Source organism: uncultured Maribacter sp. (assembly GCF_947496775.1).
Lineage (GTDB): Bacteria > Bacteroidota > Bacteroidia > Flavobacteriales > Flavobacteriaceae > Maribacter_B.
Genome location: NZ_CANMDU010000007.1, coordinates 68,488 through 83,854 on the forward strand (window position 1 = coordinate 68,488; position 15,367 = coordinate 83,854).

Annotated in this window: 16 protein-coding genes; 6 read left to right on the forward strand and 10 right to left on the reverse strand. The window is 34.4% G+C overall.

Translation table 11 applies throughout. The annotated features are described in order from the left end of the window. Positions 1-77 precede the first annotated feature (77 nt). The 6 genes from Q0856_RS12125 to dsrP are packed head-to-tail and all read left to right on the forward strand — an operon-like array spanning position 78 to position 6,325. Complete coding sequence (locus Q0856_RS12125; RefSeq protein WP_298474823.1) at positions 78-314, forward strand: hypothetical protein; 237 nt, start codon at positions 78-80, stop codon at positions 312-314. Between the two features lie 50 nt (positions 315-364). Then, positions 365-2,650, forward strand: coding sequence for a molybdopterin-dependent oxidoreductase (locus Q0856_RS12130; RefSeq protein ID WP_298505359.1), 2,286 nt, complete (start codon positions 365-367; stop codon positions 2,648-2,650). Between the two features lie 3 nt (positions 2,651-2,653). Further along, complete coding sequence (locus Q0856_RS12135) at positions 2,654-3,337, forward strand: cytochrome C (protein WP_298505360.1); 684 nt, start codon at positions 2,654-2,656, stop codon at positions 3,335-3,337. 10 nt (positions 3,338-3,347) lie between these two features. After that, positions 3,348-3,971, forward strand: a complete 624-nt coding sequence (locus tag Q0856_RS12140; RefSeq protein ID WP_298505362.1) for a cytochrome c3 family protein — start codon at positions 3,348-3,350, stop codon at positions 3,969-3,971. Positions 3,972-4,005: 34 nt separating this feature from the next. Further along, positions 4,006-5,085 carry a 4Fe-4S dicluster domain-containing protein gene (locus Q0856_RS12145; protein WP_298505363.1) on the forward strand — a complete coding sequence of 360 codons (1,080 nt, stop codon included), beginning with the start codon at positions 4,006-4,008 and terminating at the stop codon, positions 5,083-5,085. 22 nt (positions 5,086-5,107) lie between these two features. Next, entirely contained in the window at positions 5,108-6,325 is a 1,218-nt protein-coding gene (gene dsrP, locus Q0856_RS12150) for a sulfate reduction electron transfer complex DsrMKJOP subunit DsrP (RefSeq protein ID WP_298505366.1), read from the forward strand. A 108-nt stretch (positions 6,326-6,433) separates the two neighbouring features. Here dsrP and Q0856_RS12155 read toward each other — a convergent pair whose 3' ends face one another. From Q0856_RS12155 to sufB, 10 genes are all read right to left on the reverse strand, one after another. Further along, positions 6,434-7,363, reverse strand: a complete 930-nt coding sequence (locus Q0856_RS12155; protein WP_298474836.1) for a DUF3078 domain-containing protein — start codon at positions 7,361-7,363, stop codon at positions 6,434-6,436. A gap of 68 nt (positions 7,364-7,431) precedes the next feature. After that, positions 7,432-7,935, reverse strand: a complete 504-nt coding sequence (locus Q0856_RS12160) for a DUF2480 family protein (RefSeq protein ID WP_298505369.1) — start codon at positions 7,933-7,935, stop codon at positions 7,432-7,434. An 84-nt stretch (positions 7,936-8,019) separates the two neighbouring features. Next, the gene (locus Q0856_RS12165; RefSeq protein WP_298474839.1) at positions 8,020-8,352 is read right to left on the reverse strand and encodes a DUF59 domain-containing protein; all 333 of its coding nucleotides are present in this window, start codon (positions 8,350-8,352) and stop codon (positions 8,020-8,022) included. 7 nt (positions 8,353-8,359) lie between these two features. Further along, on the reverse strand, positions 8,360-8,782 hold the full coding sequence (locus Q0856_RS12170; RefSeq protein ID WP_298505371.1) for a SufE family protein: 423 nt from the start codon (positions 8,780-8,782) through the stop codon (positions 8,360-8,362). A 68-nt stretch (positions 8,783-8,850) separates the two neighbouring features. Beyond that, positions 8,851-10,065, reverse strand: a complete 1,215-nt coding sequence (locus Q0856_RS12175; RefSeq protein ID WP_298505373.1) for a cysteine desulfurase — start codon at positions 10,063-10,065, stop codon at positions 8,851-8,853. A 181-nt stretch (positions 10,066-10,246) separates the two neighbouring features. Continuing rightward, the gene (locus tag Q0856_RS12180) at positions 10,247-10,732 is read right to left on the reverse strand and encodes an outer membrane beta-barrel protein (RefSeq protein ID WP_298505376.1); all 486 of its coding nucleotides are present in this window, start codon (positions 10,730-10,732) and stop codon (positions 10,247-10,249) included. Positions 10,733-10,873: 141 nt separating this feature from the next. Continuing rightward, on the reverse strand, positions 10,874-12,190 hold the full coding sequence (gene sufD / locus Q0856_RS12185; RefSeq protein WP_298505378.1) for a Fe-S cluster assembly protein SufD: 1,317 nt from the start codon (positions 12,188-12,190) through the stop codon (positions 10,874-10,876). 60 nt (positions 12,191-12,250) lie between these two features. Beyond that, complete coding sequence (sufC, locus tag Q0856_RS12190) at positions 12,251-13,003, reverse strand: Fe-S cluster assembly ATPase SufC (protein ID WP_298474849.1); 753 nt, start codon at positions 13,001-13,003, stop codon at positions 12,251-12,253. A 6-nt stretch (positions 13,004-13,009) separates the two neighbouring features. After that, positions 13,010-13,876, reverse strand: a complete 867-nt coding sequence (locus tag Q0856_RS12195; protein WP_298474851.1) for an N-acyl homoserine lactonase family protein — start codon at positions 13,874-13,876, stop codon at positions 13,010-13,012. Between the two features lie 18 nt (positions 13,877-13,894). Beyond that, positions 13,895-15,340: a Fe-S cluster assembly protein SufB gene (sufB, locus tag Q0856_RS12200; RefSeq protein ID WP_298474853.1), complete on the reverse strand. Its 1,446-nt coding sequence runs from the start codon at positions 15,338-15,340 to the stop codon at positions 13,895-13,897. Positions 15,341-15,367 lie beyond the last annotated feature (27 nt).

The window sequence follows — 15,367 nt, forward strand, 5'->3', positions numbered from 1 at the left end:
TTGAAAACATGATAATTATCATGTTTTTTCTGCAAAAATTCGAGGATTCTTGTAGTAAATTATTAAAAAACTAATATATGCCCGTAAAAAGTTATTTGGCCTATCCTTTAAAAGGTGCAAAAAAAGCCTTGCACGACGCAATTGCCAAAATCGACTATTGTGAAGTAGTTGCTGCTGAAAACAAAGATTTACTAATTGTAATTACGGACACAAAAACACAATTAGAAGACGAAAACACAAAACAACAAATAGAAACTATAAGTAACTTAAAACTGCTAACCCTAGTTTCTGGCTTTAATACTCCTAAAAACTAACATCATTTATGTATACCTCTATAACTAACAGGCGAAGTTTTATAAAAAAAATGGCCCTAGCATCGGCAATGACCGCGGCAGCAACCATGTTTCCTGGTATTATTTTTGCCGATGAACAAGAAAAAAATATACCTAAAGATGCTGATTTAGATTGGAAGAAAGGACCTTGTAGATTTTGCGGAGTAGGCTGCGGAATATTAGTAGGCGTAGAAAACGGAAAGGCAGTCGCCGTAAAAGGGGACCCATCCTCATCTGTGAACAAGGGATTACTTTGCGTTAAAGGATACCATCAAATAATGTGTATTGCATCTAAAGATCGCTTAACACATGCTTTGGTTAAAAAAAATGGGAGCTATGTAAAGACACCCATAAATGATGCATTGGATTTAGTGGCTAGTAAAATGAAACAAACCATTAAAAATCACGGTAAAGATTCTGTTGCTATGTACACCTCGGGACAGTCTACTATTCCAGAAGGTTATGTAGCTTCTAAATTTATGAAAGGCGCCATTGGCACTAATAACTTAGATTGTAATGCTCGTTTATGTATGGCCAGTGCCGTTGCTGGGTTCCTTACCACCTTTGGAGCTGATGAACCTATGGGTTGTTACGAAGACATAGATTCTGCGGATTATTTTATTACCTGGGGCAATAACATGGCAGAGATGCATCCAGTTTTGTTCTCTAGAATGTTAGAACAAAAAAATAGAAGAGATGCCAAAATAATCGATTTTGCAACAAGAACTACCCGCTCCAGCACGGCATCAAACAAATCTATATTATTTGAACCACAGACAGATTTAGCTGTAGCCAATGCCATTTGTTATGAAATAGTAAATAACGGATGGGTAAACACCTCCTTTGTAGAAGAACATTGTAATTTCAATAAAGGTCTTACTAAAATGGGGTACGGTTTAGAAGACAATTATAAATTTAAAGATAAACCCAGTAAAATATCATTCGAAGAATACAAAGAATTTTTAGAAGATTACACTCCGGAAAAAGTATCTAAATATTCCAAGGTATCTGTTAAAGACATAAAGTACTTAGCAGCAATTTACGGAGATCCAAATAAAAAAGTAGTTTCTTATTGGTGTATGGGTATGAATCAACATACCCGAGGTACTTGGATGAATAATCTAGTATATAATATTCATTTATTAACTGGTAAAATATCGCAACCTGGCAATGGTCCTTTTTCATTAACAGGGCAGCCATCCGCTTGCGGTACTGCTAGAGAGGTTGGTACATTTACACACAAACTCCCTAAAGGGGTTGTAACTAATGAAAAACACCGAAGAAAAGCTGCTAAAATATGGAAAGTACCTTATGAACGTATTCCTTCTAAACCTACCTACCATGCAACAGAAATGTTTAGAGCAGTAGATCGGGGAGATATAAAGTTTATATGGACGCAAGTAACTAACCCACTAGTATCTCTTCCTAAAACAAGCAGGTACAAACCTGGTATGCAAAAAGAATCATGCTTTGTAGTGGTTTCTGATGTTTTTCCAACACCTACTTCCGATGTAGCTGATGTAATTTTACCTGCAACATGGCACATAGAAAAATCCGGATTATACGGTAACTCAGAACGTAGAACCCAACACTGGGATAAAATGGTAGAAGGGCCTGGAGAAACAACGGATGATGCCTGGATGACAATAGAGGTAGCTAAACGCATGGGCTATGGCGATTTATTTCCATATTCCAAAGAAAACCATGTAGAAGAAATTTACAACGAGTACCGCCAGTTCCATGTCGGAAAAAAACATAATATGGCTCCATTAGAAGTCTTAAAATCCCAAGCAGGAGCAATCTGGCCTTATGTGGAAGGTAAATCTACACAATGGAGATTTAATGCAGCGTATGACCCTGCCTGTGATAACGGTAAAGATTTTCATTTTTACGGTAAACCCGATGGTAAGGCTGTAATTTGGCAAAGGCCATATGAACCCGCTGCTGAATCACCAGACGATGAATATCCTTTTTGGTTAAATACCGGTCGTGTTATAGAACATTGGCATACTGGCTCCATGACTCGTAGAATCCCAGTATTACACAAAGCAGTTCCGCACTCCTACGTAGAGCTACATCCCGAAGATGCCAAAAAAATGAAAATTAAAAATGGTGAAAAGGTAAAGGTCGTCTCTAGAAGGGGATCCTGCATATTACCCGCTTCTGTTAACGAAAGAGGATTACCAACCATAGGACAAGTTTTTGTGCCATTTTTTGATGAAAATATGATGATAAACGATGTTACATTAGATGCTTTTTGTCCTATTTCTAAAGAACCGGATTACAAAAAATGTGCGGTCAAAATAATAAAAGCATAGGCCATGAAAAAAAGATTAGGCATCATATTCTTATTTGCTTTGCTCTTTGGTGCTTTTATTACCATATGGAATAAAAGTTACCACCAAGGACTAGAGGAAGCCTATATTCCTATAAAAAAGGACAATATCATTAATGAACTACCATCAGAAAGTAAGGTTTTTACACGTTCTAAACATGCTTTAAATTACGCAGAAATGCCTGTTGATGCAAAATACCAACGTTCCTTAATTACCTATTACAACAATAGAGCATATCCTGGAGCACCACCAAGTATTCCTCATGAAATTCTCCAAGATGGCATTGTAGGTGGCAATAGCTGTTTAAAATGTCATGAAAACGGAGGATTTGTAATAAAGTATAATGCATATACTCCTGTAACGCCTCATCCAGAAATGACAAACTGTAGGCAATGTCATGTAGAATCTAGAACCAAAACTCTTTTTAAAGGAAATAGTTTTTATAAAAAAACACCTCCAAAGGTAGGTATAAACAATGCACTGTTAGGAAGCCCGCCAATGATACCACATGCTTTACAAATGAGAGAAAATTGTTTGTCATGCCATGCAGGGTCTAGCGCGCCAAAAGAAATTAGAGTAAGCCACCCTGAACGTGTAAACTGTAGACAATGCCATGTCCCTAAAGACAAGGAAATTAAAGATTTAGACCTTTTCACCAGAGCTAATTAAGACAATGAATATGTACCGAAATATTAAAAAAATAGGTTTTAGTTTTCTTCTTGCCTTTCTATTCTTATCGTGTAAAAATGAGGATCACGGATACCATTCGGTAATGGATAAGATAGAAGGAGAAGGCAAAAGCTATAAAGGCGTCTCTGTATCATCAGAATCCTATATAGATCATATAAAAACTATGGAAATTACCACTGGCGAACATACCTTTTTAATTCCAGAAAGAAAGAGTAAAATTAAATCATACAAATGCACGGAATGCCATGCCAAACCTTTAAAAGAAACGCAACTTACAGGTTCCGCTAAAAAAGCACATTGGGATATTGGTATTGTTCATGCCGATAAAAATACCATGAACTGTATTAGTTGTCATAATGGAGATGTTATGGATGAACTAAAGTCATTAACCGGAAATCCAATCGATTTTAATAACAGCTATATTTTATGTAGTCAATGCCATACGAAACAATTTAAAGATTGGGAAGGAGGAGCTCATGGTAAACGTATTGGTGGTTGGGCTCCGCCTAGAGCAGCACTCACTTGTGTAAATTGTCATAATCCTCATGACCCACACATAGCCTCTAAATGGCCAGTAAGGTACAATTCTGTAAAAGCTGAAGAAAGAAAATAGTACACCATAGTTTGGTGAAAAAATAAATTAAGGTATGAGTGACACTAAAAAGAAATGGTTTTCTTTAAACCTAAATAATACAAAAAAACGAACTTCATCTTCCTGTGGTTGTGGTAAAACAGAAGGAGGGTGTGGGTCTCACAACACACAAAATCCAATTAAAAAACCGAAAGACGGCTATCAACAAGTTTTTGATGTTAAAATGGATAGAAGATCTGCTTTTAAACAGCTCACCGCAAGTTTAGCTATTGGTGCTGGAGCTGTAAGTACTTCTTGCAGTATGATTGCCGGTGAGGAAACAAAAGAAAAAGCACAAATAGATTGGGAAGAGCAGTTTAAAGGTAATTACAAACTGATGACGGATCAAGAAAAGAACGATACCGTAAACCGTTTAGTTAGATCCTACCAATTAAGAACGGGAAAATCCATAAATATGTCCTCTAAAAACGCCGAAGAAGATGTTCTCTTTGGTTATGCTTTTAATATCTCCAAATGCCAAGGATATATGGATTGTGTTACTGCTTGTGTTGAAGAAAACAACCAAGACCGAAACTCGCAAATGCAATACATCCGTATTCATGAAATGAAAGATGGCCAAGGGTTTAATTTTAACGAAGCCGATGATAACTATTATCACGAAGTACCTGCTGAAGGGCATTTTTATATGGGTACACAATGTTTTCATTGCGATAACCCTCCTTGTGTAGAGGTATGCCCTGTACAAGCAACATGGAGAGAAGAAGATGGCTTAGTTGTTATTGATTATGATTGGTGTGTAGGTTGTAGGTACTGTATGGCTGCTTGCCCTTATGATGGTAGACGTTTTAATTGGAGCACCCCAGAAGTACCAGAAGAAGAGGTAAACAAAAATCAACACTACTTGGGAAATAGAATGCGTAAAAAAGGGGTTATGGAAAAATGTACCTTCTGCGTGCAACGTTCTAGGTCTGGTCAAAACCCAGCTTGTGTTGAAGCATGCCCTACCGGAGCACGTATTTTCGGGAATTTACTAGACCCTGATAGTACAATACGTTGGGTTCTAGAGAACAAAAAAGTATTTAGATTAAAAGAAGATTTAGGTACAGAGCCTAAGTTTTGGTATTTCATGGATTAAGAATAGTGCAAATTAATAAGAAATGAAAACAATGAAGGTTTTTAAGAGTTTAATTGTAGACAGCCTAAATACAATTACCCACGGGACTAAAAAATACCATCTATGGATGGCATTTTTAACCTTTGGTATGCTTGTAGGTATGTACTGTTATTCTATACAATTAGAGGAAGGTTTAAGTGCAACAGGTATGACCGATAGTGTAAGTTGGGGTTTGTATATTTCCAACTTTACGTTTCTAGTAGGTGTAGCCGCAGCTGCTGTAATGCTCGTAATGCCAACCTATGTATTGAAAGATATAGATTTTAAACAAGCTGTTTTAATAGGGGAAGGTTTAGCAGTAGCCGCTCTAATTATGTGTCTAGCATTTGTTATTGCAGATATGGGAGGTCCTTCGGTATTATGGCATATGTTACCTGGGATTGGAGTCTTCAATTTTCCTAACTCCATGCTTACATGGGATGTTATAGCTCTAAACGGTTATTTAATAATAAACATTACCATTCCATTATACATTCTTTTTAGACATTATCAAAATAAAGAAGCTAAGCCTAGAGTTTATCTTCCCGGAGCACTGATTTCCGTTTTTTGGGCTATTGGTATACATTTAGTTACCGCCTTTTTATATCAAGGATTACAAGCAAAACCTTTCTGGAATAATGCCCTACTGGGCCCTAGATTTTTGGCTTCAGCATTCGCAGCAGGCCCGGCTTTAATAATTCTGGTACTTGCCATTATTAGATCACACACAACATTTAAAATACCCGATAAAACCATTAAAAAGATTGCCTTAGTAGTTACCGTTGCTGCTCAAATAAACTTAATCATGTTAATATCTGAACTTTTTAAAGAATTCTATGCCCCTACACATCATAGTGAAAGTGCTTATTATTTATTTTTTGGGCTTCATGGAAAAGATGCTTTAATGCCTTGGATATGGACAGCCATACCTTTAAATATACTAGCCACCATTCTTTTAACTTTTCATAAACTTCGTAACAATCTAAAAGTGCTTTATTTTGCTTGTTTTATCCTATTTATTGCCATTTGGATAGAGAAAGGATTTGGTCTTATAATCCCAGGTTTTATTCCCGGTTCTTATGGTAAGATTGCAGAATATACTCCTACAGGTATAGAAATTGGAGTTACTCTGGGTATTTGGGCTATGGGTGCATTTATATTTACCATCTTAGCAAGAACTGCAATAAATATTGAAACCGGAGTTTTACGTTATAAAAGATAGAATGCGTATTTCATAATTTTACGCAAAAACCTTATTACTCATTAAACTTCAATAAAAAAAGCCCTCTAAAAAAGAGGGCTTTTTTGTTTTAGTGTGGTTAAGCTTTTCTTAGAAAGCGTAGTTAAGACCAAATAACCAATATGACTGTGTTTTATTATCTATGTTAGATAAACTTGCAGTTGTATTTGGATCCAGCTTAAATGCGTTATTTAATGCTTCTTGCTTATTACCTCTTAAACCAAACTCAAAACCTAAACCAATACCTTTCCATAATGTGTAGCCAAAAGAGTTAATCCATGTCCAATTAGACAGGTCTCCGCTCTTATAACTTTGAAAGGTAGAGAAGTTTGTTTTAAAATTTACTGCTCCTAATTGCTTTGTATAGTCCATTACTATTTTAGCTCCTAAAGAAGAATCAAAAACAGCATCGTTCTTAGCAAATACAAAGTTGTAGTTTAAAGGATGAATAACTACTACCATATCTTTTATTGGTGTCCATGTTGCACCAATACCTAAATCTAAATATCCCGGGTCATTAAAATTATTTAAGATAGTAGTTCTATATTCTCCTAAAGCAGAGATAGCAAATTTATCGCTTAATTTACGACCATATAAAGAAGAGATTGTAAACACATCTGTTGCTTCTTTAAAACCATCTTGTTGATTTTCTGGTAAATTTTGATCATCTAACTTTACCCAACCAAGATTAATATTACCATTATTTCTCCAGAAGAATTTTTCACGATCCAAGTTTGCAAAACCATTAACTGTAACTCCTATATTACCAGAAGAATTATCTGGTAAAGCTTGCGAATACCAGTTACTAAATCCTGATAAATTAGCACCAATAGTTCCAAAAGCTCCTTTTTTCCATCCAGGGAAAGCGTCAATTTTTCCTTGTAATGCATCTACTCTACCTTGGATAGCTGCAACGGAGTCCTTTTTTAAAGCTTGTTCTGCTTTTAATTCATCAATTGTTTGCGCATAACTCGCAGACATTGCAAATACCGCTACCAAAGTAAATACTAGTTTTTTCATAATGTAGTGTTTAGTGTTTTTTAATTTAGAAACGCAAAAGTAATAAATGTCACTTATAAAGCGATAAATTATTTCTTTTTGTATAAAGGAACAGAGGAGCAAGCTTCCCCATACATAATACTCTTAGCTACACTTTGCAATCTAATAGTTGCCCATATATAAGCATTTGACGGTACTGGTTTATTACTACATCCTTTGATAATCACCGGCTTACCTTGATAAGCCGTAATATCTAAATTGTCTATGATAGACTTATACACCAAAGCATTTAAATCTTCTAGATTTCCTTGTGCTACCATAGTAACAAAAGGCTCTAATTTCGTTGCAATCAACATATATGCCCATCCCGGAATTATAGCATCTGTACTACAACTGAGGGCTACATAGGAATCTTTATATTGTTCCCAGTTATGTTCTGCAATAGTAGCTCTAAAATTTTTTTCCTTAAGAATAAACCCTTCAAACAACCACTGGCTAATATCCAACACCATTCTCCTTCCCTCTGGATAGTGGTCTTCCAAATTAAAGGTCATTAACTGACTTTCGGCAACTCTATTTATTATTTCTTTCATGATTAGCAGTTATCAGATCAAAGGAATCAGAAATCTGTATTTTTCTAATACTAGATTAAATCGAAAATTCTTAAAACTGATTTCTTAGAGAAGTCCTATTTCTAGCTTCGCCTCTTCACTCATAAGATCTTGCGTCCAAGGTGGATCAAAAGTAATTTCTACAATAGCCGACTTTACCGCATCTATAGATTTTACTTTTTCTTCTATTTCCACTGGTAAAGATTCCGCAACTGGACAGTTGGGAGATGTCAGAGTCATTAAAATTTTAACTTCGTTATCTTCATTTACGAAAACATCGTAAATTAAACCAAGTTCATATATATCTACTGGAATTTCTGGATCATAAATAGTCTTTAACACTCTTACTATTTGTTCTCCTAATTCTTGTGTATCTATTGTAGTTGTTTCTTCGCTCATGTTACTTTTAGTTTAGTTGTGTTTGATATGCTATTGCATATAATTTCAACTGTTTAATCATACTCACTAATCCGTTCGCTCTTGTGGGAGACAAATGTTCTTTCAGCCCAATTTCGTCAATAAAATTGGTATTAGCATCAATAATATTTTGTGGTTTTTGGTTACTAAAAACTCGTATTAAGATAGCAATTATTCCTTTTGTTATTATAGCATCGCTATCCGCAGTAAAAACCAATTTATCTTCCTGTAGTTTGGCATGTACCCAAACTTTACTTTGACATCCTTTTATAATATGATCCTCTGTTTTAAACTCTTCTTCTATTAAAGGTAGAGATTTTCCCAAGTCTATCATATACTCATAGCGCTGCATCCAATCATCGAACATGGAAAACTCGTCTATAATTTCTTCTTGGATTGCTTCAATGGTCATACCTGTTATTTTTTACAAAAGTACGATAGGAATCTTTGGGATTCAAAAGTTTAGGAAAATGATAACGATTACAGCAGCATATTACGTGCTCTTTCTACTCCTGCAACCAAAACATCTACCTCTTCTTTGGTATTATAGAAGCTAAAACTAGCTCTTACCGTACCTGGAATTTTATAAAATTCCATAATTGGCTGTGCACAATGGTGTCCTGTACGCACTGCAATTCCTAATTTATCTAATATAGAACCGATATCATACGGGTGTAAGCTATCTATATTAAAAGAAATTACAGATGTTTTGTTTTTTGATGTTCCGTAAATTTTAAGTCCGTCTATACTTAAAAGCTTTTCCGTAGCATATTCCAACAATTCGTTCTCGTAAGATGCAATAGCATTAAAACCAATTGTATTCATATAGTCTAAAGCGGCTCCAAATGCAATACCGCCACAAATATTTGGTGTACCAGCCTCAAATTTATGTGGCAAATCTGCATAGGTAGTTTTCTCAAATGTTACCTCCGCAATCATTTCTCCTCCTCCTTGGTATGGCGGTAGTTTATTAAGCCATTCTTCTTTACCATATAACATACCTGCTCCAGTAGGGCCACAAACTTTATGCGCGGATACTGTATAAAAATCAACATCTAAAGCTTGCAAATCTGCTTTTATATGGGGTGCTGCTTGTGCGCCATCTATTAATACTGCAGCACCAACTTTATGAGCTTCTTGTATTATTACTTCTACAGGATTAACGGTTCCCAAAGCATTAGAAACATGGTTACAGAAAACTAATTTCGTTTTACTAGATAGCAGCTCTTTGTATACATCCATAACCAACTCCCCTTCTTGATTCATTGGAATAACTTTAAGAATTGCTCCTGTGCGTTCACAAAGCATTTGCCAAGGCACAATATTAGAGTGATGTTCTAAGGCCGAAACAATTATTTCATCTCCAGCAGATAAAAGTGCCGTAAAACCATTGGCAACCATATTAATACTATGTGTAGTTCCTGAAGTAAAAATGACCTCATGCGACTTTGCTATATTAAAATGCTTTTGAATAGTTATACGTGCTTGTTCGTACTTATCCGTAGCCTCTTGCGATAACGCATGTACACCTCTATGAATATTGGCGTTATAATTCTGGTAATAATCTACAATAACATCTATAACCTGTTGTGGTGTTTGGGATGTTGCTGCATTATCAAAATACACCAATGGTTTTCCGTTTACTTCTCTATGAAGTATTGGAAAGTCTTTACGGATTTTAGAAACATCTATCATAATACTTTTGCTAAGTTGCAAAGATACCTACTCCTTAGCAAAAGTAATAACACTTATAGGTCTTATATTAGTTCGTTTAAAACCTAAACCCCATACCTACCTTTAAATATCCTAAATTTTGTTTAATAACGTAATTATTATCTAAATAATTAAAATCATCTTTGGTTCTAACATAATCATATTACGCTTGCAAAAAGAACCTCTTAGTAATATCATAAGAAAGTCCTAAGTTTATATTTACTCCACCTTCAGAATGTGAATTTTCTAACGACTCGTCAGGAAGTAAACCATCATATTTAGTTTCAATAAAAGAGTATCCTAATCCTATACTTGGTCTTAGTTTTCTTATTCCAGGAATAGTAAATTCAGCAAAAATTTTAGGCTGAATTATCCAATTAGTTTCATCAAAATCGTACGTTTTAGGATCTGTATAAGATTTAATATTCTCTATAAAAACACCTGTGTTTATACCTGCACCAATTTTTACAATATTGAAATCTAAAAACCGATATTTTAAGCCTACATCTGCTATACCTGGCGCATCATTGCCTAACTCGTCCCCAACAGATAGTGGGTAATTTGCTTCTACACTCCATTTTTTGTCTTGAGCTACAATAGAAACACTAAAAAAGAATACAGAAATAATTAAAAAGTAAATTTTTTTCATATGAACTAATATTAATGGTTTATAATTAGCTCACGAAACTATAGGTAAATTCCTTCAAAATAAAAACGACACTTTAATAGTGTCGTTAATTATTTTCAGTATTTTAAGATAAAATCTTGTTAATAAAGAATACTTATTTCTTTATAAGTCAAAGCCTAAACTAACTCCTAATTTATTAGCTATCAATTTATTAATTCTTGATTTAAGTTCTGGAATACGTACACTTTCTAATACATTGTTAGCAAAGGCATACATTAACAAAGCTCTAGCTTCTTTTAAAGGAATACCTCTAGATTGTAAGTAGAATAATGCATCTTCATCTAACTGGCCAATGGTACAACCGTGGGAACATTTAACATCATCAGCAAAAATTTCTAACTGTGGTTTTGTATTTATTGTAGCTTTATCGCTTATAAGAATATTGTTGTTTTGCTGAAAAGCATTCGTCTTTTGGGCAATTTTATCTACAATGATTTTACCATTAAATACCCCCGTAGAGCTTTCTCCGTAAATACCCTTATAATCTTGATGACTTTCACAATTAGGCTCTATATGATGCACTAAAGTATGATGGTCTACGTGCTGCTTTTCTCCTAAAATGGTAACCCCTTTCATAATAGAGTCTATATACTCTCCATTCTGATAAAAGTTAAGGTTATTACGCGTTAACTTTCCTCCAAAAGAAAAGGTATGCACTTTTACAACACTTTTACCTTTCTGGTCTATATAGGTGTTATCAATCAAAGATGCTCCGGCATTATCATTCTGCACCTTATATATATCTACTATTGCGTTATCTGCAGCAAAAACCTCCGTTACTTCATTGGTAAGTACATTATTCTCTGTAAGGCTTTGGTGTCTTTCTATAATCTGAACCTCTGCATTCTCCTCTACAATTACTAAATTTCTTGGCTGTAACATTAAAGAAGCCTCATTACCCGTAGCGAAATGCAAAATCTCGATAGGTTTTTTAGGCATTTTATTCTTAGGAATATAAATATATGCCCCTTCTCTGCTAAATGCTGTATTTAAGGTAGTTAAAGATTCGTCTTTAGATGCTACTTTATTAAAATACACATCTATAACAGGCTTATACATTTCTTTGGTTAAAGCCGAACTCATTAAACAAATATCTACACCATCATGTGTGGTTTCTGATAAATAAGAGCTATAAATACCATCTACAAAAACAATTTTATAGGTGTCTATCTCATGTAAAAAGTACTTTTTTACATCTTTATATTCTAATGTACTTTCCGTTTTTGGGAAAATACTAAAGTCTATTTTACGTATACTATTTAATGAGGTATATTTCCATGCCTCTTCTTTTTTGGTAGGAAATCCTTTGGTTTCAAAATTTTTAATGGCTTCTGTACGAATATCATGAACAGAATGTTCTACATCCACATTATTTTCGAATGCCATAAAGGAAGAAACTAGTTTATCTTTTAATTCCATGTTTTTTCAAGTATTAAGTAATTAGTATTAAGTACTGAGACTTATTACTTTGTACTCCTATTAAACTGTAGCTTCATTTTTAAGCCAATCGTATCCTTTTTCTTCTAACTCTAAAGCTAGTTCTTTTCCTCCTGATTTTACAATCTTACCGTTATGTAAAACATGTACAAAATCTGGCACTATATAATCTAACAAACGCTGGTAGTGTGTTATTACTAAAACAGCATTATCCTTACTTTTTAGTTTATTAACTCCATTAGCTACAATGCGTAAAGCATCTATATCTAAACCAGAATCTGTTTCATCTAAAATAGCTAGTTTAGGTTCTAGCATAGCCATTTGAAAAATCTCATTACGTTTTTTTTCTCCTCCAGAAAAACCTTCATTTAGAGATCTAGATAAAAATTTACGGTCTATCTCTAACAACTCTGACTTATCTCTTATAAGCTTTAACATGTCTTTGGCCGGCATTTCTTCTAATCCTTTTGCCTTTCTAGACTCATTAATTGCTGTTTTCATAAAATTAGTTACAGAAACTCCAGGAATCTCTACAGGGTATTGAAAAGATAAGAATACGCCTTTATGCGCTCTTTCTTCCGGAGAAATATCCTCTAAATTCTCCCCTTCTAATTCTACAGAACCATCTGTAACTTCAAAATTTTCTTTACCAGCTATAACAGAAGCCAAAGTACTTTTACCAGAACCATTAGGGCCCATAATAGCATGTACTTCCCCTGCTTTCATCTCCAAATTAATTCCTTTTAAGATTTCCTTGTCCTCTACTTGCGCATGTAGATTATTAATTTTTAACATTGTCTTCTACTTTAAATATTCTGGTGCCTTAGGCATTTTATTAAAATCTTCTTTTTGATGTTGTATGTAAACCTTTGCATTTTTTTCTTTTGCAAACGCTTCAAAAGCTTCCATACTTGCAAGCGTTTGATCTACATCAAAATTAAAACTCGGTACTCTTTTATGTCTTCTGTTTTCGTATAAATGATATAAATCTCCAGATAACAATACGGGACCATGTTCTGCTAAATCTACAAATAAAGTTTGGTGTCCGGGTGTATGTCCTGGCATAGATTTAATAACTACACTACCATCTCCGAAAACATCAAAATCGCCGTGTAATTTTTTAACCTTATTTAAGTCTTTTATTGCTTTATAATTATCCGTTTTCTTAGATTCTTCACTTGTAATAAAATTAAACTCTTCTTCTTGAACCAACCAAGTAGATTCTTTAAATACATTAGCATGACCACTATGATCAAAATGTGTATGCGATAACGCAATGTATTTAAAATCTTTTGGGGCTAACCCAATACTACTTAACTGGTGAGTTACAGAATCTTTCCTAGATACTGTAAAGTTTCCATCTGGAGAAGTAAATGGTTGTGATAACCCCACTAAACCCTCTGGAAGACCAGCGTCCCAAATTAAATTTCCTTTGGGGTGTTGAATTACATAAAAAGCATCAGCAAATTCTTTGGATTGTCCGTGGTAGGTTGTGTCTTGCGAAAACAATTCTAAATTATTTACCAAAACAGTTCCTCCGCTAAAAGTATATAATTTTACCTCTGGCTTTTTACGCTCTTTAGAAACTACTTCTTTATCTTTTTTAGGAACTTCTTTACAAGCAACTAAAAGCAAAATAGTACATACAATTGTTAGTATCTTTTTCATTTTCAAATTACTTTGTAATTATCCTACGGAGCCTTCTAAACTAATTTCTAATAATTTTTGCGCTTCCACAGCAAATTCCATCGGTAATTTATTTAAAACTTCTTTACTAAAACCATTTACAATAAGTGCAATAGCCTTCTCTGTATCAATTCCTCTTTGGTTACAATAGAAAATTTGGTCTTCTCCAATTTTACTGGTAGTTGCCTCATGTTCTATCATAGCAGATTTATTTTTAGCTTCGATATATGGAAAAGTATGTGCGCCACACTCATTACCCATTAATAAAGAATCGCACTGCGAAAAATTTCTAGCATTTTCTGCTCTAGAACCTACTTGTACTAAACCACGATAGCTGTTCTGGGATTTCCCTGCAGAGATACCTTTAGATATTATTGTACTCTTAGTATTTTTCCCAAGGTGAATCATTTTTGTACCTGTATCTGCTTGCTGGTAATTATTTGTTACAGCAATAGAATAAAACTCTCCAATAGAGTTATCTCCTTTTAAAATACAAGAAGGGTATTTCCAAGTTACAGCAGAACCTGTTTCCACTTGTGTCCAAGAAATTTTTGCATTTTTCTCACATATACCTCTTTTGGTAACAAAGTTATAAACTCCACCTTTACCTTCAGAATTACCAGGAAACCAATTTTGTACCGTTGAGTATTTTATCTCTGCATCATCTAAAGCTATAAGCTCTACAACAGCTGCGTGTAATTGGTTTTCATCTCTAGAAGGCGCTGTACAGCCTTCTAAGTAGCTTACATAACTACTTTCATCTGCAATTACTAAAGTTCTTTCGAACTGTCCTGTTCCTCCTTCATTAATTCTAAAATAAGTAGATAATTCCATTGGACATTTTACTCCTTTTGGAATATAACAGAAAGAACCATCTGTAAACACAGCAGAATTTAATGCTGCATAAAAATTATCTGTAGTTGGAATAACAGACCCCATATATTTTTTGACTAACTCAGGGTGTTCCTGAATAGCTTCAGAAATAGGCATAAATATTATCCCTTTTTCTGCTAATGTTTTTTTAAATGTTGTTGCTACAGAAACAGAATCTACAACAATATCTACGGCAACATTTTGCAACCTTTTTTGTTCATCTATTGAGATCCCTAATTTTTTATACATCTCTAACAAATCTGGATCAACATCCTCTAAAGATTTATTTGGATCAGCTTTTTTAGGTGCAGAATAATAACTAATAGCCTGGAAATCGGGTTTCTCATAGGTAACATTTGCCCATTCTGGTTCTTCCATCTTTTCCCATACACGAAAAGCGTCTAAACGCCAATCTGTCATCCATTGCGGTTCGTTTTTCTTTTTAGAAATAGCACGAACAATGCCCTCGTTTAATCCTTTTGGAAAAGTATCCGATTCTATATTTGTATAGAAACCATACTCATATTCCTTGGTTTCTAGTTCTTTCTTTAATTCCTCTTCTGTATATGCCATAAGCCTTATCTAATCCCCCAAAGGAGG